The 16,574-nt window shown below is 72.4% G+C and carries 13 protein-coding genes; 4 read left to right on the forward strand and 9 right to left on the reverse strand.

The window, feature by feature from the left end; genetic code table 11:
- Positions 1 to 250 precede the first annotated feature (250 nt).
- Positions 251 to 2,593 (forward strand): hypothetical protein, encoded by a 2,343-nt coding sequence (locus tag AADR41_RS00680; RefSeq protein WP_342279377.1) that lies wholly within the window; start codon positions 251 to 253, stop codon positions 2,591 to 2,593.
- Positions 2,583 to 4,031: a hypothetical protein gene (locus AADR41_RS00685; RefSeq protein ID WP_342279378.1), complete on the forward strand. Its 1,449-nt coding sequence runs from the start codon at positions 2,583 to 2,585 to the stop codon at positions 4,029 to 4,031. The genes AADR41_RS00680 and AADR41_RS00685 overlap by 11 nt, the downstream gene beginning before the upstream one ends.
- A gap of 108 nt (positions 4,032 to 4,139) precedes the next feature.
- Here the strand turns inward: AADR41_RS00685 and AADR41_RS00690 are convergent, their stop codons facing one another.
- The 3 genes from AADR41_RS00690 to AADR41_RS00700 all read right to left on the reverse strand — a co-directional run bounded on the left by AADR41_RS00690 (position 4,140) and on the right by AADR41_RS00700 (position 6,651).
- Entirely contained in the window at positions 4,140 to 4,712 is a 573-nt protein-coding gene (locus AADR41_RS00690; RefSeq protein WP_342279530.1) for a GNAT family N-acetyltransferase, read from the reverse strand.
- 487 nt (positions 4,713 to 5,199) lie between these two features.
- Positions 5,200 to 5,700 (reverse strand): DUF1203 domain-containing protein, encoded by a 501-nt coding sequence (locus AADR41_RS00695; RefSeq protein WP_342279379.1) that lies wholly within the window; start codon positions 5,698 to 5,700, stop codon positions 5,200 to 5,202.
- 360 nt (positions 5,701 to 6,060) lie between these two features.
- Positions 6,061 to 6,651 carry a TetR/AcrR family transcriptional regulator gene (locus tag AADR41_RS00700; RefSeq protein ID WP_342279380.1) on the reverse strand — a complete coding sequence of 197 codons (591 nt, stop codon included), beginning with the start codon at positions 6,649 to 6,651 and terminating at the stop codon, positions 6,061 to 6,063.
- A gap of 58 nt (positions 6,652 to 6,709) precedes the next feature.
- On the opposite strand from AADR41_RS00700, the gene AADR41_RS00705 reads away from it, so the two are divergent.
- Both AADR41_RS00705 and AADR41_RS00710 read left to right on the forward strand, forming a co-directional pair.
- Complete coding sequence (locus AADR41_RS00705; RefSeq protein ID WP_342279381.1) at positions 6,710 to 7,588, forward strand: alpha/beta fold hydrolase; 879 nt, start codon at positions 6,710 to 6,712, stop codon at positions 7,586 to 7,588.
- A gap of 81 nt (positions 7,589 to 7,669) precedes the next feature.
- The gene (locus tag AADR41_RS00710) at positions 7,670 to 8,446 is read left to right on the forward strand and encodes a hypothetical protein (RefSeq protein WP_342279382.1); all 777 of its coding nucleotides are present in this window, start codon (positions 7,670 to 7,672) and stop codon (positions 8,444 to 8,446) included.
- 70 nt (positions 8,447 to 8,516) lie between these two features.
- Here the strand turns inward: AADR41_RS00710 and AADR41_RS00715 are convergent, their stop codons facing one another.
- The 6 genes from AADR41_RS00715 to AADR41_RS00745 all read right to left on the reverse strand — a co-directional run bounded on the left by AADR41_RS00715 (position 8,517) and on the right by AADR41_RS00745 (position 16,184).
- Positions 8,517 to 10,112, reverse strand: coding sequence for an MDR family MFS transporter (locus AADR41_RS00715; RefSeq protein ID WP_342279383.1), 1,596 nt, complete (start codon positions 10,110 to 10,112; stop codon positions 8,517 to 8,519).
- A 67-nt stretch (positions 10,113 to 10,179) separates the two neighbouring features.
- Positions 10,180 to 10,803 (reverse strand): TetR/AcrR family transcriptional regulator, encoded by a 624-nt coding sequence (locus AADR41_RS00720; protein WP_342279384.1) that lies wholly within the window; start codon positions 10,801 to 10,803, stop codon positions 10,180 to 10,182.
- A gap of 453 nt (positions 10,804 to 11,256) precedes the next feature.
- Positions 11,257 to 12,168, reverse strand: coding sequence for an SDR family NAD(P)-dependent oxidoreductase (locus AADR41_RS00730; RefSeq protein WP_342279385.1), 912 nt, complete (start codon positions 12,166 to 12,168; stop codon positions 11,257 to 11,259).
- Positions 12,165 to 13,790 (reverse strand): flavin-containing monooxygenase, encoded by a 1,626-nt coding sequence (locus tag AADR41_RS00735; RefSeq protein WP_342279386.1) that lies wholly within the window; start codon positions 13,788 to 13,790, stop codon positions 12,165 to 12,167. Before AADR41_RS00735 ends, AADR41_RS00730 begins: the two co-directional genes overlap by 4 nt.
- Positions 13,791 to 13,820: 30 nt before the next feature.
- On the reverse strand, positions 13,821 to 14,774 hold the full coding sequence (locus AADR41_RS00740) for an alpha/beta hydrolase (protein ID WP_342279387.1): 954 nt from the start codon (positions 14,772 to 14,774) through the stop codon (positions 13,821 to 13,823).
- Between the two features lie 309 nt (positions 14,775 to 15,083).
- Positions 15,084 to 16,184: a helix-turn-helix domain-containing protein gene (locus AADR41_RS00745; protein ID WP_342279388.1), complete on the reverse strand. Its 1,101-nt coding sequence runs from the start codon at positions 16,182 to 16,184 to the stop codon at positions 15,084 to 15,086.
- Positions 16,185 to 16,574: the final 390 nt, after the last annotated feature.

Here is a 16,574-nt window from a genome sequence, read left to right on the forward strand (position 1 = left end):
CCCCCCGCCCCCCCCCCCCCCCCCCCCCCCCCGGGCTACGACGACGGACCGGGGCGAAGAGGGGGCGCGGAGAGGGCGAAGAGAGGGGGCGGCCGGACCGAAGAGGGCCGGGCCCCGACCCCGGCCGTCTTCGCCGGGCCGCCCCTGCCGCCGTCGGTCCGACCGCCCCGCGCCGCCCGGACCAGGAGGTATCCGTACGCATCGGAACCCTGCGCCGGTAGAGTGACCGGCCGAACCAGGGGAGGCGCCGATGCGGACGCTGTCAGGGATACGGAGGCGGAGCGGGACGTTCGGGGCCCGGGTGGGCACGGCACTCGCGTCGCTCGTGCTGCTCGGCAGCGCCGGAACGGCCGTCGCTGCCGAACCGGGCACCGTGCCGGGCGTCACGGCAACGCCCGGGGTGACCGCCACCACCACGCCGAGCGGCCGGCCCGCCGACGGCGCGACCCAGTCCGAGCGCCTGGCCGCGGAGCTGCGCCGGAACCCGGTCTACGTCTCGGCCGACCGTCCACGCAGACTGCCCCGCTCGCTCGCCCCGGACATCGCCGCCCTCGCCGAGCGCACAGGCGTGCCCACCTATGTGCTGGCGTTGCCCGCGGGGGACGCCACGCTGCTCGGCCTGGTGCACGACCGGCTCGGCGAGGACGGGCTGTATGTGCTGATCAGCGACCACAGCCGCATCACCGCCTCCGCGTTCGGCGTCGACGTCCCGGTCGAGGAGGCCGGCCGTATCGCCCTGTACGGCACCCCGCACGGGGCCGGCCCGCTCGCCGCGTTCGAGTCCTTCGCCGACGCGATCGCCTCCGGCCACGACCGGGCCGCCGCCAGGGCCGACGAGCTGTACGACCGCTACCACGAGGACGGCTCGCCCGACCTGTACATCAGCTCCACCGACCGGCAGAACCAGAACCTGCTGCTCGGCCTGGCCGTGGTGGTGATCCCCGGCCTGGTCCTGGCCCTCGGCATCCGGCTCTCCCGGCGCCGCTCCGACCGGCCGGAGCCGACCGGCCCGCAGAAGGCAACCGGCTCGCGGGCCCCGGCCGTCCGCCTGGAGAAGGGGTCCGGGAAGGGCTCGGGCAAGGGGTCCGGTGCGAGTTCGGGCAAGGGGTCCAGTACTGGCTCGGGCAAGGGGTCCGGCAAGGGGTCCGGTGCGGGCTCGGGCAAGAGTTTTGGCAAGGCCGCTGCGAAGTCGAAGGCCCCGGCCCGTACCACTTGGCCCGCCTACCGCCGACGTGGTGTGCTTCCCGTGACGGTGGTGGCCACGGTGGCCGCCGCGGTCGCCGTGGTGCTGGCCGCGCCCACCGTCTTCCCGCAGACCGTCGACAGCCCGTATCTCGACGTCACCCAGGACGACCTGAACGCGCGGGTGGAGGAAGTAGCCGCCGGGCTCGCCGACGGGCCGGTCTACCAGGACCCGTCCACCGCGTACGTGCTGACCGCCGCCGACCTCCCCACGATCCGGCAGCGGATCGCCGAACTCGCCCCCAGGGGCCCGGTTCACGTACTGGCCACGACGACCGGCAGCGACGACGAGAGCGGCGGCGTCAGCAGCACCCTGCTCGCCCGGGTCCACCAACGCACCGGCCAGAACGGCGTCTACGTGCTGATCGATCCGGTGTCCGGCCGGATCGACCTGGAGACCTTCGGTACCGACCAGGACTCCTCACGCCGCTTCAGGCGTCTGCCGTCCGGCGTCAGCTACCCCGAGTACCGCAGGGACGGCGACCTGCGGGTGGTGCCACGCCTGGAGCAGACCCTGGACGCAGTCGCCGCCGCCCGGCCGGAGAGGGGCTACGACTCGGCGCCCCAGGACACCGAGCTTCCCCCGCTCCACGACAATCGGCTGCCCGCCCTGTTCAGCAGCGACTTCGGCCCCGGGCTCATGCTCGGAACGATGCTGCTGGGCGTGCTGCTGCTGATCGCCTGGCTGGTGATCGCCGTCGCCCGGGCCGTGCTGCGTTCCCGCCGCGCGGGCGCGGCCGACCCCTCGCCGGCGCAGCACTCCGGGCCCGGGCACGCCACAGCGCTGCCGTCTGTCCGGCAACTGCGCTCCTGGGCCACTGCCGACGTCCGCGAACTCACCGGGCGGCTGGCCGCCGCCGACCAGGCCGCGCCCGGCCGCGCCCGCGCCTGGGACTGCCTGGACGCCGCCGGGCTGCTGGCCGACTCCGGTGACGAGCACCCGGACGGAACCACGGAGGCGGGCAACCTGGCCGCCGTCGCGGTGCTCGCCCGGGCCGGGCTCGCCGCACTCCAGGGGCAACCCGACGCCGGCCTCTGCCGGCTCAACCCGCTGCACGGCGCGGCCACCGGGGGCAAGGTCCCCGGATGGTTCGCCGACATCGGCATCGGCCCCAGGTCCGCACGGCTGTGTCCCGCCTGCCACCATGCCCTCCGCGGCAGCGGCGCCGGCCGCAGCACCGCCGACCGGGCCGCCCGCGAACACGAAGCCGCTGAACGTCTGCTGAGCCTGCCTGGCGCGGACAGTCGTTCCCGGACCGCCTGGGACGGGGCCGGGCAGGTCCTGCCGGCCGCCCGTGAAGGGCTCGAAGCACTCATCCTCAGGGCCAGGGAGTCCGCCAGTGTCCAGTGACCGCCCGACCGGCGAACGGCCGACCAGCATCCACCTGAGCAGTGACCGCCCGACCGGCGAACGGCCGACCAGCAACCACCCGACCAGCAACCACCCGACCAGCAACCCCCCGAGCAGTGACCGGCCGAGCCGCTTCCGCCAGGTCGGCGCCCTCCGGGGCCGCGGCGCCGGACTGCTGACCGCGCTGCTGCTGGCCTGCACCTCTCTGCTCGGCACCGGCGCCCCCGCCCGGGCGGAGACCGCGGGTACGGGACCGACCGCCGCGACGATCGCCGAATCGCTGGCCAAGGACCCCGTCCACGTCGACCCGTCGTATGCGGCCGCGGTCGACCCGACCCAGGAGCAGGCCCTCGTCGACCGGATCGCCGCGACCGGCCTGCCGATCAAGGTGGTGCTGGTCCCCCTGAAGAAGGGCGACGCCTTCGACGGCGACGCAGGCACCCTCGCCGCGGTGGTCAAGGAACGGCTCGGTGAGCAGAAGCTGATCCTGATCACCACCGACGAGTACGGGAAGCGGCTCACCGGCACCGAGTGGCCGGCCGACACCCATCAGACCCGCGACGCCGTCTCCGCCGTCGGCTTCCTCAGGGAACTCGACGACGCCGGCCTTGCCGCCCGGGTCGCCAAGGCCGTGGAACTGATCAAGGCCGGCAACGGCACCGAGGTCTACGAGGCCGAGACCGCCAGGATCGACAAGGAGTACTCGGCCCGACCGAAGGACGAGGAGCACGCTTCCGGCGGCGGCTCGACAACCCTGCTCGCGGTCGTCGCGGTGCTGGTCCTCGCCGTCGCCGGTGCCGCCTTCGTGATGCGCCGCCGCCGCTCGCCCCGGCACACCGTCTTCAGCTTCCCCGACGCCGTCTTCGCCGCCGACCAGGCCGCCGACGAGGCGGGGATGCGCCTCCGGGCCGCCGCCGAGCTGCTCGCCCTGGGCGAGGCCGTGGAACAGGCCGACGGCGCCGACACCCCGGGCCTGAGCCGTGCCCTGGACGCCTACGACGCGGCCGGCCGGGTGCTGGACGCGGGGCGGGGCCTCCCCGACTTGGTCGGAGTGCTGGCCCTGGTCGAAGAAGGACGCTCCGCGCTGGTCCCGGCCCCCGGCCTCCCGCTGTGCTTCTTCGACCCCCGGCACGGCACCGCCGTCCGCCGGACCACCTGGCGCCCGCTCGGCCGCCGGGAGCGGGTGGACGTCGCCGTCTGCGAGGACTGCGGCCAGGCCCTGCGCGCCCGCCGCTCGCCACAGGTGCTCGCGGTCCGGGACCGGGGCCGCACCGTCCCCTATTTCGAGGTGCCCGCCGAACGCAGCCTGTGGGCCGCCACCGGTTACGGCTCGCTGCTCTCCGGCCCCGACGACACCCTCGCCGCCCGGGTCGGCACCGGTGAGTTCAGCCGCGCCCGGCAGCGGTCCGAGGACCACGACGGTGCGGCCACGGACTGATCCCGACGAACCGCTGATCCCGACGAACCGCTGAACAGGGCGAACCGCTGACGGGCCGCCGGTTCCCGGCGGCCCGGTCCGCCGGCCGGCGCGGCACATCGGCGACGGCTACCGGCGCCGCTCCCGCTCCCAGTCGGCCCGGACGAGTTCGTACTCGACGTCACCGTGCTCGGAGCCCGGGATCGTCTCCGGCCAGTCCTCGACGAAGGTCCGGAGGAACGCCAGCCCCGATTTCTCCATCACCCGCCGGGACCGGGTGTTCACCGTCATCGTGTTCGCGGTGACCCGCTGCACCCCGAGATCCGTGAACCCCTTGTCGATCAGGGCCCGTGAACCCTGGGTGGCGTACCCCTTGCCCCAGGCCGCCTTGTTCAGCCGGTAGCCGAGCTCGACCACGAACGGGCTCTGCTCATCGACCGGGCGGAACGCGAACCAGCCCAGGAACGTCCCGGTGGCCCTCTCGTCGGCGGCCCAGTAGCCACGGGTGCCGAAGCACGGATGGTCGTGGAGGAGCCGGGGCAGCGTCTGTGTCCGGATCGCCTCACGGCTTGTCGGCCGGCCGCCGTTGATGAAGCGCATGACATCGGGGTCGTTGTCCAGCGCGAACAGACCATCCACGTCGCTGCTGGTGTCGGTGAACGGGCGCAGCACCAGCTGCTCGGTCTCCAGGAAGACATGCATGCCGTGATCATCACCACCGGCGGTCGTACCGGCCACCCAATATCCACGGCAGACCGATGAGCGGCGAGCGGGCTCGGGTCCGGGCGAGGACGGGTCACGGTCGCGCCCCGCAGTCGTACGTACCTCGGTCACCTCGCCGGTACGTATGCCGACGCCATCGGGGTGAGACGGGTCCGGCGGCACAGATACGTGTACCGACCTGCGGTTCAACGCACGCCGGGGCGCCGTTTCGTGCGGCAGGCTGGGCGTGCCGCTGGGGAGGCGGAGTTACTGCACAGCGTCGGCGGACGAGGCTGTCGCAGACCCGAGTGCTCCTCACCCCCAGCGGCGCCGGAAACATGTGCCCGCGCTGTCGGCGGTGCAGGCGCATGACTCCGGCTGTCGGGCCCGGGGTGACGGCCTCGGCCGCCGCCCGCGCCGCGGGGACGGCCGGACACACTCGCCCGCCCGACCGCTCGGCTGTGCGGAGCAGCACCCTCCGCCTCGTCTACCGGCGCCGTGCCTCGACCATGAAACAGCCGAACTCGACCGCACGGACGTGCACGAGGGCCACTTCCGGATCGGCGAAGACCTCGTGCAGCGCGTCGTCCACCTCGGCCGCCCGCTCCTTCGGGATCTCGATCAGCCGCCCGCCGAGGATGTGTCCCTGGTCGTCGTAGGCGCGCAACACCCGTCGGGCACCGTGGAGTTCGACCGGGTATGCGGTGCCGGAACCGGGTCCGTCGCACCCCTCGGCGTGGACGAAGACCGGACCGCACTCGTCGTACGGTCCGGGCTCGGCATTCGTCTTTGCCGCCCAGCGCCGCAACGGCGCGTACGAGACGAGGACGATCCGCTCACCCGCCTCGCTGTGCCGCAGACAGCAGCGCAGCGGGGCACCGCCCTCCGGATCGGTGACGGGCGTCCGGGCACGGCCGGCGTCGTCCCGCTCCCGAAGCTGCTTCAGTACGGTGGGGTCGATGGCCCGCACCTCGTAAGTGGTGGTCATGGCTCCAGCATCCGCAGCCGCCCGTCCCGGTGCTGGCGGAAATCGGACGCGGCCCTGTCTGACATCGGCCGCTTCCGGCGGTGGACGCCCGGTGACGCGCACGACGCACCGGCCTCGCAGTCCGCGCCCACCAGGTGGATCGGGTCGACGGGATCCGGCTTTCCCGCAGTGTGCAGGAGAGAACGTCGTGGCAGACCGGCAGACAGGCAGACCGGGGGACCGGACAGCACAGCCGTGCCGGTCGCACTCTGGTGGGCGATGCACGTTCAGGTCGATCCGGTGTCGAGCAGCTGGGCCGGCAGCAGAAAGGCCTGCTCCTGGCCACCACCTGACGGCCGGAAGACTCCGCCCGGGCCGACGCTACCCGGCCGGGCCCAGGGCATCGCGGACGATCGCGGCGGACGCCCTGGCCGCCGCGAGGACCGGAGCCGTGTCGTGGGCCGCGCGGCCGAGCATGAAGGCCCCTTCCAGCAGGGCGATCACCGAACCGGCGGTGTCCCGGGCGGTCTGCGCCTCGATGCCCGCCCCGGCGTAGAAGCCGGCGAGGGCATCGACCCACGAGGCGAAGACGTCCGCCGTCGCGCGACGCAACCCCTCGTGCGTACTGGCGACCTCCAGCGCCACGGTGGCGATCGGGCACGGGTCGGTGAAGTCCAGTTCCCGGAGAGTCTCGGCCGCGCCGGTGAAGGCGGCGGCGGTGGCGGCTGCCGGATCCGCCTCGGGATCGGCGAACAGACTGCCGATCAGCTCCAGATACGCGGCTCCGGAGGTACGGATCACCTCCTCGCCGAGCTGGCCCTTGCCACCCGGAAAGAAGTGGTACGCCGAGCCGTACGGAGCCCCGGCCGCCGCGACGATCTGCTTCATGCCGGTCGCCGCGTAGCCCTGCCGCCGGAAGAGTTCGGTGGCGGCGGTGACGATCCGCTGCCTGGTGTCGCCGGTGGTCCTCATGCCGGATAGTCTCTCACTAGATCGGTCTATCAAGTAACGGTCATGGGGAGGCCACGCGATGCCGGAGATCGAACTGAGCGCCGGAACCATCGAGTACACCGACACCAGTACCGACATCGATGCCGACACCGGTATCCATGCGGGCACCGGGGACGGAGCGAGAGAGACCGTGGTGCTCGTCCACGGCCTCGCCTTCGACGAATCGGTCTGGGACGCGATCGTGGCGGAGCTGCGCGAGGACTTTCGCGTGGTGGTCCCCGTCCTGCCGCTCGGCAGTCACCGCCACCCGATGCGGCCGTCGGCGGATCTGTCCGCCCAGGGGGTCGCGGACCTGCTCGCCGAATTCCTGGAGCGGCTGGACCTGCGTGCGGTCACGCTGGTCCAGAACGACGCGGGTACCGCTCAGCTCCTGCCCGGCGTGCGCGACGAGCGCATCGCCCGGCTGGTACTCACCTCCTGCGAAGCCCTCGACAACTACCCGCCGGGCGTCCAGGGCCGCACCCTGCTGGCGGCGAGCCGGGTGCCGGGCGGGCTGTTCCTGCTGCTCCAGTCGTTCCGGGTGCCCTTCCTGGTGTCGATGCGCAGCTCACTGGGCGGCATGACGGCGCGCGGGATCCCGTACGAGCGGGTGCGCCGCTGGTACCGGCCGCTGCTCACCGACCGGGCCGTCCGCGCGGACCTCGCCCGCTTTCTGCGCTCCACCCGGAAGGACACCTATCTGCGGGCCGCCGAACGGCTGCGGCACTTCGACCGGCCGGCACTGGTGGCCTGGGGCGCGGAGGACCGGATGATGCCGCACAGGACCGGCCGGCGCCTGGCCGAACTGCTGCCCCGGGGGCGATACGTCGAGATCCCCGAGGCCGGCACGCTGGTCCCCATGGACAACCCGGCGGCACTCGCCCGGGAACTGCGCCGGTTCATCGAGGAGGACGCCTGAACGCTCGTCCGCCGGCCACCGCGGGGCAGCCCGTAGTCTGTACGGAGCAATACGTGCGCGGGCACGAAAAGAGGAAGCATCATGTCCTTCGCTCCCCTCGGCCGGCACAACGGCGAGCACAGCGACTACTGCAACACCAGCCTGTGCTGCCGCTGCCAGCAGCGGAACTGGACTACCCAGCAGGGCAACGAGCGGCTGTGCGGGCCGTGCGCGGCCTGCTGCCGCGAATGCGGCAGAGCGCCCGCGTCGCACCTGGACGGGCTCAACGACGGGATCTGCGTGGACTGCCGCGGACTGTGCACCCGCTGCCACAGCCCGCTGCCGGACGGGGGAGCCTGCCACTGCCAGCAGTGGAAGCAGAGCCCGGGCAACGACCCGATCCGCTTCATCATGCAGGGCTTTCCCCAGCCGCTGCTCCAGGCCCTCGGGCACCGGGTTCCACGCACCCTGCCCGACATCCTGTTCGAGGAGCTCAAGCACCGCACGGCCGCCCAGCTCCTCGACCGTATCGAGAGGCGCTGGAGCAACCGCTGGTCGCACGCGGTCCATGAACGCGACGAGGAGAACCGTCGCCGCTGGGCGCCCCAGGAGATCGCCGAGGCGCTCGTATGCCCCGGCAGCTGTTCGAACCGGGCGTGCGAGGACGGCTACCTCCTCGCCGACGGAGCGCCCTGCCCCTACTGCCGCCGGCCGGCCCACCGCTTCGTCCCCGCCACGGCGGAGGCGATCTCCACCTCGGAACACGCGCGGGCGACGGCGGCGCAGATCCGGCAGGCGCTCATCGGCAACCGTTCCACCGGAAGGAAAATCAGCCGCGGAGCGCCGTCGGGCGCCCGGCCGGTCTCTCCCACCGACTGACGGCCGAGAGCGCCGGCCCGCACCGATCGGCCGATCGGTACGGGCCGGCGCTCTCGGCGCCCCTTCGGGATCAGTGCGTCGACTCCACCGCAGCGGCGTTCTCCTGCGCGAGCCGTTCCATGCCGCTCTGCGTCTTGAGCGGCTTCTCCTTGATGAACAGCACCGCGACCAGGGCGAGGAACGCGAAGGGGGCTCCGATCAGGAAGACATCCGCGGTCGCGACCCCGTACGCGTGCTCGACGATCTCCCGGGCCGGTTCGGGAAGCTTGGAGAGGTCGGGAACGCCGTGGCCGGCGCCCCCGTTGTCCGCCGCCCCACCGAAGCCCTTGGCCATCTCGCCGGCCACCCGGTGACTGAGCACGGCACCCAGCGCGCTCGTGCCGATCGCTCCACCGAGGCTGCGGAAGAACGACAGCACCGAGGTCGCAGCTCCCAGCTCCGAGGCGGGTACGTCGTTCTGGGCCGCCAGCACCAGGTTCTGCATCAGCATCCCGACGCCCACACCGAGCACCACCATGTAGACGCTGAGCAGTCCGAACGAGGAGTCCGCGCTGATCGTGGACAGCAGACCCATGCCCGCGGTCATGATGATCCCGCCCGCGATCAGGAAGCCCTTCCACTTGCCCCGGGCGGAGATGATCTGCCCGGCGACGGTCGTGGAGATCATCAGACCGAGGATCATCGGCAGGCTCATCAGACCCGCGGCGGTCGGCGTCTTGCCGAGCGAGATCTGGAAGTACTGGGAGAGGAACACCGTGCCACCGAACATGGCCACGCCCACCAGCAGGCTCGCCACGGTCGTCAGTGCCACGGTGCGGTTGCGGAAGATGTCCAGCGGGATGATCGGTTCCTGGACCTTGGACTCGACCAGTACCGCGGCGAGCAGCAGGACCACACCGGCGGTGACCAGTGCGGCGGTCTGCCACGAGGCCCAGTCGAACCGGTTGCCGGCGAGGGTCACCCAGAGCAGCAGTGCGCTGACCCCGCTCATGATGAGTACGGCGCCGAGATAGTCGATCTTCACTTCTCTGCGGACCGTGGGCAGCTTCAGGGTGAGCTGGAGCAGCACGATCGCCAGCAGAGCGAACGGCACACCGATGAAGAAGCACCAGCGCCACCCCAGCCAGGAGGTGTCCACCAGCACACCGCCGATGAGCGGTCCCGCGACGGTGCCGACGGCGAACACGGCGCCGAAGATGCCGGAGTAGCGGCCGAGTTCACGCGGCGGGATGATCGCGGCCATCACGACCTGGGCGAGCGCCGTGAGGCCGCCCGCGCCGATGCCCTGGACCACACGGCTCACGATGAGCAGGCCGACGCTGTGCGAGAAGCCGGCGACGAGCGAGCCGACGACGAACATCGAGAGGGACAGCTGGATCAGCAGCTTCTTGTCGTACAGGTCGGACAGCTTGCCCCAGATCGGGACGGTCGCCGTCATCGCCAGAAGCTCGGCGGTGACCACCCAGGTGTACGAGGACTGGGTGCCGTTGAGGTCGGCGATGATCCGGGGAAGCGCGTTGGAGACCACGGTGGAGGCCAGGATGGCCACGAACATGCCGGCCATCAGGCCCGACATGGCCTGGAGTATCTGACGACGCGACATGGCTGGTGCGGCCCCCTCGGGCGCACCGGCCGTGCCGGCTTCGGGTGTGACGGCAGCGCTCATCGGCTGGCGTTCCTCATTCTCTGGATTCTCGGGTGTACGGCCCCGGTGCGGGACCTTCGAATGTGCTTCAGTCGCCCAGGCCGGCGGCCAGCGAGGCGAACGCCTCGTGGTAGATGCTCTGGAACGTACGGGTACGGCCGGAGGCCACCCAGAGCTCGACGGCGGCGCGCACGGCGGCGAGCGTCACGTGTGCGAGGAGCCTGGGGTGGAGATCGGACTCGGGATCCTGGCCGAGGCGCTCGGCCACGGCGGCGATCAGCGCGCGCTCGTCAGCGCCCCGGGCGGCCAGGAAGCCGGGCAGCAGCGAGGGGCTGGTCCTGAGCAACGCCATCTGGAGCTCCCAGCGCTCGTGGTCCTCCTCGATGTGGGCGAGTTCCTGGCCGATCGCCTGGCGCAGGGCATCGAGCGCCGTGAGTTCGTCCGGCGCGTCGAGCACCGCCCGACGGATCCGCTCGGCGTTGTCCTGGGCGGGGCGGGTGATCGCGTCCTCAAGACCTGCGAAGTAGTTGAAGAAGGTGCGCACGGACACGCCGACCGCATCGGTGACCGCTTCCACGGTCACGTGCTCGATCCCGCGGTCCGCGGCCATGCGCAGTGCCGCGTCCGCCAGTGCGTTGCGCGTCGCGCGCTTCTTGCGCTCGCGCAGCCCGAGGGCCGGGTCGTCGGCGTTGGCGGTGTTGTCGGCACTCATGAAGTGCATGCTATGCAAAATTGCGTGATGTGCAAAATTCTCTGCCTGGTGCGCGTGTGCCCGGTCGGGCCGCCGGAACCGGAACCCGGGGTCACGGCCGGAGGGAGGATCCCCTGCCGTGGCGCGTCATGACACTCCTGGTGGTCGGTGCGCCATGAACCGGGCATTCTCGCGGCCGGGGAACCGGGCACTCCCGCCGCCCGGTGCGACGGGCTCGACGCCTCACGCCTGCCCTCGGGCCTGCGGGCGGGCAGCACCCTTCCCGGAGGGTTCGGCATCCGCCTCGACAGTCGCGCCACCCGGCGCCGGCTCCGTACGGCCCTGTGCGGCGCCCATAGGTTCCCTGCCGGAGAGGCCCCAGCCCGTGTGCCGGGACGGGCGGCGCGGGAGGGAGCCCCCTGCCGCCCACCCGAACCACCCCACCCGCGCCCCCATTCGGGGAGGCCGGAGAGATCAGGGAGTCTCGTGTGCCGAGGCCGGGTACACCATCCTGTCCACGGACAGGAGCTCGTCGATCCGCTCGGTGAGGTCCTGCGCGAGCAGCGGACCGCCGTCCGCCGAGCGGATGCCCGGGGTCTCACCCGTCAGTACCCGGCCCAACCGTCCGCGCCCGGCGCTCAGCACCTCGCCCGTGACCGGCACCCCGTCCGCGAGCAGCGCGGCCACCACCGGCGCGACCGCCTCGGGCGGCGCCTCCTCCCGCATCCGCTCCAGCACCTCCGGCGGGACGCCCTCGGTCGCCGCCGACATCCGCGACCAGGCCACCGGGGCCACGGCATTGACGCGGATGCCGTACGGGGCGCCTTCGGCGGCCAGCGTCCGTGTCAGCCCCACGATCCCCGCCTTGAGCAGGGAGTACGCGGCGTTCCCCGCCATGCCGTAGAGACCCGCCGACGAGGTGACCAGGACGATCCGGCCCCGGCCGCGCTCCGTGAAGTGGGGCCAGGCGGCCCGTACCAGTCGCCAGGCGCCGAGGGAGTGAATGGCCGTCATCCGCTCCAGCAGCGCCTCGTCGATGTCGGTGAAGTCCAGTCCCGGCCGGTAGATTCCGGCGTTCGCCACGATCCCGTCGACCGAGCCGAACTCGGCACGTGCCAGAGCGATCAGTGAGCGCGTCCCCTCGACGCCGCTCGCGTCCGCGGTACTCGCGACGGCCGTTCCGCCGGCCGCCCGGATCTCCGCGACGACCTGCGCCGCCGGGCCCGCGTCCCGGCCCCCGGTGCCGTCCGCAGCCGTCCCCAGGTCGTTGACGACGACACGGGCGCCGCGCCTCGCGAGATCCAGGGCGTAGGCCCGGCCGAGGCCCCGGCCCGCGCCGGTGACGACGACGGAGCGCCCGTCCAGCCTCAGTGTGTCCCGCCTCATGCCGAGACCCCCGTACCGAGAGCGAAGCCCCGGTAGCCGGACCGCGCGACTTCCTCGCACCGTTCCCGGTAGTGGTTGAGCCCACCCGCGTACGGCATGAACACCCGTGCCTTTCCCTCCACGTTGGCACCCACGTACCAGGAATCGGCGCGCGGGTAGAGGGTCGTGTCGGCGACCTCGTTGACATGGGCGACCCAGGAGTCCTGTGCCTCGGGCCGCGCCTCGATCCGGTCCACCCCGTCCTCGCGCAGCCGCCGCAGGCAGTCCACGATCCAGTCGACGTGCTGCTCGACCGCCCGCACCATGTTGACCAGCACCGACGGGCTCCCCGGTCCGGTGACCGTCAGCAGGTTGGGAAAGCCGGCCACCGCCAGGCCCAGGTAGCTGCGCGGTCCCGAGGCCCACTGCTCCTTCAGGGCCCGGCCGCCCGAACCGCGGATGTCGATACGGGTGAGCGGTCCGGTCATGGCGTCGAAACCGGTCGCCAGCACCAGCACGTCGGCCGGGTAGGCGCCGGTTTCGGTGCGGATGCCGTTCTCGGTGATCTCCACGAGCGGTTCGGCCCGCAGGTCGACGAGGTCGACGTTCTCCCGGTTGTACGCGGAGAAGTAGCCCGTGTCGACGCAGATGCGCTTGGTGCCGATGGGGTAGTCCAGCGGAACGAGCTTCCGTGCCGTCTCCGGGTCGTCCACGGCGTCCCGGATCTTCTCGCGGACGAACTCGGCGAGGTGCTCGTTGGCCTTCCCGTCCGTCAGTATGTCGCTGAAGACCGACATGATCTCGGTCCCGCCGATGGCCCACTTGCGTTCGAAGACGGCCCGGCGCTCCGCGTCGCCCACATCGAGGGCCGAGCGGCCGGTGGAGGCGATGTAGAAGCCGGAGAATCCGGAACGGGCATACGTGCGCAACTCCTCCAGCTCCGATTTGGCCCGCCAGTTCTCCCGGCCCGACAGCGGCCGGTTGCGGGCCGGGAGACTGTAGTTGGGCGTTCGTTGAAATACCGTCAAGTGGCTTGCTTCCGCCGCGAGTTCGGGTACGGCCTGAATGCCCGAGGAGCCGGTGCCGATGACGGCCACGCGCTTGCCGGCCAGATCGACGCCCGCGTGCGGCCAGCGGCCGGTGTGGTGCACCTCGCCGCCGAAGCCGCCGAGACCGGGCAGGTCGGGCACGCGGGACGCGGACAGGCAGCCCACGGCGGTGACCAGGAACCTCGCCCGGGCACGGCGGCCGTCATCGGTGGTCAGGAGCCAGGTCCTGGTCTCCTCCTCCCAGACGGCCGAGGCCACCCGGGTCTGGAATGAGATCATCGGCCGCAGGTCGAAGCGGTCCGCGACGTGTCGGGCATAGCGCAGGATCTCGGGCTGGGTGGCGAAGCGTTCGGACCAGTCCCACTCCGCGTGCAGCTCGGGGGAGAACGAGTAGCAGTAGTCCAGGCTCTCGACGTCGCAGCGGGCTCCTGGATAGCGGTTCCAGTACCACGTGCCGCCGACGTCGTCGCCCGTCTCGAAGGCGTGGCAGCTGAACCCGTGCGCGCGCAGCCGGTACAGGGCGTAGAGGCCGCCGAACCCGGCGCCGACGACGAGTGCGTCGTACTCCGGTACGGAGGTTGCTGAGTCGGTCATGTGCGGCTCCTTGCGGGGGAGTGGGGTGTGTCAGACGGAGAGGCCGCGGCGCAGCGCGCCCAGCGCACCCTCGGTCATGCGGCGGGTCACGGCGGTGTCGGGCATGAAGCCCGCCGCGCCGTGGAAGGTGCCGGGAAACAGGTGCAGTTCGGTGGGAACACCGGCCTGCACCAGACGTCGGGCGTAGTCGAGGCCCTCGTCGCGCAGCGGATCGAGGTCGCTGACCGCGACGTACGCGGGCGGCAGCCCCGTCAGGTCCTCGGCGCGGGCGGGCGCGGCATAGGCCGGTACCGGGTCGTCGGGGTCGCGGTCCGCCCCGAGATAGGCCCGCCAGCTGTGTACGGCGTTGGGACGGTTCCACACCGGTGTGCCGGTGAACTCCCGCATCGAGGGTGTCTCCAGGCGGTCGTCCAGTTCGGGTATGTCCAGCAACTGGAAGCACAGTGCCGGTCCGCCGCGGTCCCTGGCCAGCAGGGCGAGTGCGGCGGCCAGACCGCCCCCGGCACTGATCCCCGCGACGGCGATCCGGGCCGGGTCCACCCCCAGGCCCGCGGTGTTCCCGGCCAGCCACTCCAGAGCGGCGTAACAGTCGTCGGTGGCGGCCGGATAGGGGTGCTCGGGAGCCAGGCGGTAGCGTACGGAGACGACAACGGCACCCAGGTCGGCCGCCCAGCGTGCGGCGAGGGCCCGGTCCCCGTCCCCCTCCTCCAGGATGAACCCGCCGCCGTGCACGTAGAGCACGGCGGGCAGCGCGGTCCCGGCCCCCGTCGGACGGAAGACCGTCAACGGAACCCCGGGGGCGTCCGGCGCCCCCGGAACGCTGTGCGCGCTCACCTCGACGTCCTCGGGGACGACGAAGGGCGGCGCGGCGGCGCCCATCGCCTCCACGGTGGCCCGCGCGGCGGCGGCATCACCGACATCGAGAGCGGGCAGCAGGGCGAGCCACGGGGCGAGTTCGGGATCCACGGGCAGGGGAAGGGGCACGGGGGCCTCCGGCGGACGGCACGGAGCGGCCCCGGACGGAGAACTGGACCGCCCGGGAGAACCGCTGCTGACGTCCGTCAGTCTGTGTCCGCCGCCCCGACCGGGTCATGAGCCGGGTGGCGCGCGATCCGCCCCCGTCCGAGCCGGTTGGCGGCTTGCGCCGGGGAGAGGAAGGGGACAGGGACATGTCCGTTCGACGGCCTCCTCTTCCCTTCCTTTCCTTGGCCTCCCTTCTCTCTCTTCTCTCATCCCCCTTCCTTTCCCGTCCCGTCCTCTTGGCTCTCTGCCGCGCTGCCTGCGTGGTCGGCGCTACGCCGGGTTGTCCCGCAGCCGGCGCAGGGCGAGGGCCAGCGCGAGGCGGAAGCGGCCCACCGTCTCGCCCAGTCCGTAGCCGAGCGCGGCCTCCGCCCGGGCGACCCGGACCGCCACCGAGTTGTGGTGCAGGTGCAGTTCCCGCGCTGCCGCGCGCAGCGAACCCGCCTGCACCAGGACTTCCAGGGTGGTCAGCAGCTCCGGGCCGCTGCCCGGTTCCGCCGCGAGCGCGTCCAGGACGTCCAGGTCCCCGATGCCGGCGATGGCCGGCCCGGACAGTTCCCTCGCGAGCACCTCGAAGGCGCCGAGCGAGGAGTGGTAGATGGCGGGCTCCTCCGCGACCGGAGCCAGCCCCACATCCGAGCGCGAGGTTCCCGCGAACCGCAGCGCCCGCATCGCGCCCTCCCAGGAACGCGGCGCCTCCGTCGCCGTGACCTCGGGGCCGACTCCGATCCGGAAACCCGCTGGGGCGAGCAGCCGCTCGGGCAGCGGGCCCGCCACGGCCACCGCGTGCACCGGGCCCAGCGCGGCCGTGCGGCGCCGCCCCGCCGGGGCGGTGGGGAGCCGTTCGAGGACCGGCACCAGCCCCTGCGGGCCGTGCCCGCCGTCGACGGCCAGGACGGTGAACTGGCCCGAAGGGGCGAAACCCAGCAAACGCAGTGCGCGTGCCCGCTCGGGCAGCGGGGCGGTGGAGCTGATGGCGGTCTCCAGCAGCGCCGGGTCGAGCGGCACCGCCTCATTCCCCCGACGGCTCAGCACGGTGTCGCAGGCCAGTGCCAGCCGCTCCAGGAACAACCCGTCCAAGGGCTGAGGCCCACCCTCACGTGCCAGCCAGGCACACTGCCCGCCGCGCAGCTCCCGTACGGCCGCGCCCGGAAGAGGCCCGCCCGGCCGGGTACTGCCGTCCGGCCCGGCCGCCAGACCGTCGGGACCGGGACCGGCCAGACCGACCGGACACCCGGCGACCCGGGCCGCCGTCCCCAGTACCCCGTCGAGCCCCAGCCGCTGTTCGACGAGGGTGTCGAAGAAGCCGATCAACCGCATGGCGCTCTCCGCCCCGGCATTGAGCCCGGCCAGCCGCAGTACGAGACCCCGCATGTGCCCACCCCGATCTCCCCGTCGCAGAGTGCTGTGATCTTGCGACGAGTGTCGTCCACTGCGACGGACCGGGGAAGAGGCACGGGCCTGCCGGGGCCGCCCGGCCCGTGCCCGCCGGGTGCTCGTCGAACCGGGTGGAGCGCCGGCCGCCCCGTAGGCCGCGAGGCAGACGCCCTCATGTCAGATCCTGTGCTCATGTCGGTTCCCGTGCTCATGTCAGCCCCTGTCCACCCGTCCCCGCGTCGGCTCCTGTCCTCTGTGCGGGAGTCGACGGCGTTTCGGCCAACATCGCTCCGAGCCGTCCCCGTACACGGCAACGGTCGGTGCATCCCGCACGCTCCGCTTCTCGCTCTGCCGTACGGAATCCGCCTCGGCTCAAATACATGTGTT

The organism is Streptomyces sp. CLV115, from assembly GCF_038448545.1.
In the GTDB taxonomy this organism is placed as follows: domain Bacteria; phylum Actinomycetota; class Actinomycetes; order Streptomycetales; family Streptomycetaceae; genus Streptomyces; species Streptomyces sanglieri.

Bases quoted from the DNA above. Each gene is read 5' to 3' on its own strand.
- AADR41_RS00680 (WP_342279377.1), top strand. From the start codon at position 251: ATGCGGACGCTGTCAGGGATACGGAGGCGGAGCGGGACGTTCGGGGCC.
- AADR41_RS00690 (WP_342279530.1), bottom strand. From the start codon at position 4,712: ATGCATGTCTTCCTGGAGACCGAGCAGCTGGTGCTGCGCCCGTTCACC.
- AADR41_RS00695 (WP_342279379.1), bottom strand. From the start codon at position 5,700: ATGACCACCACTTACGAGGTGCGGGCCATCGACCCCACCGTACTGAAG.
- AADR41_RS00700 (WP_342279380.1), bottom strand. From the start codon at position 6,651: ATGAGGACCACCGGCGACACCAGGCAGCGGATCGTCACCGCCGCCACC.
- AADR41_RS00705 (WP_342279381.1), top strand. From the start codon at position 6,710: ATGCCGGAGATCGAACTGAGCGCCGGAACCATCGAGTACACCGACACC.
- AADR41_RS00710 (WP_342279382.1), top strand. From the start codon at position 7,670: ATGTCCTTCGCTCCCCTCGGCCGGCACAACGGCGAGCACAGCGACTAC.
- AADR41_RS00715 (WP_342279383.1), bottom strand. From the start codon at position 10,112: ATGAGCGCTGCCGTCACACCCGAAGCCGGCACGGCCGGTGCGCCCGAG.
- AADR41_RS00720 (WP_342279384.1), bottom strand. From the start codon at position 10,803: ATGAGTGCCGACAACACCGCCAACGCCGACGACCCGGCCCTCGGGCTG.
- AADR41_RS00730 (WP_342279385.1), bottom strand. From the start codon at position 12,168: ATGAGGCGGGACACACTGAGGCTGGACGGGCGCTCCGTCGTCGTCACC.
- AADR41_RS00735 (WP_342279386.1), bottom strand. From the start codon at position 13,790: ATGACCGACTCAGCAACCTCCGTACCGGAGTACGACGCACTCGTCGTC.
- AADR41_RS00745 (WP_342279388.1), bottom strand. From the start codon at position 16,184: ATGCGGGGTCTCGTACTGCGGCTGGCCGGGCTCAATGCCGGGGCGGAG.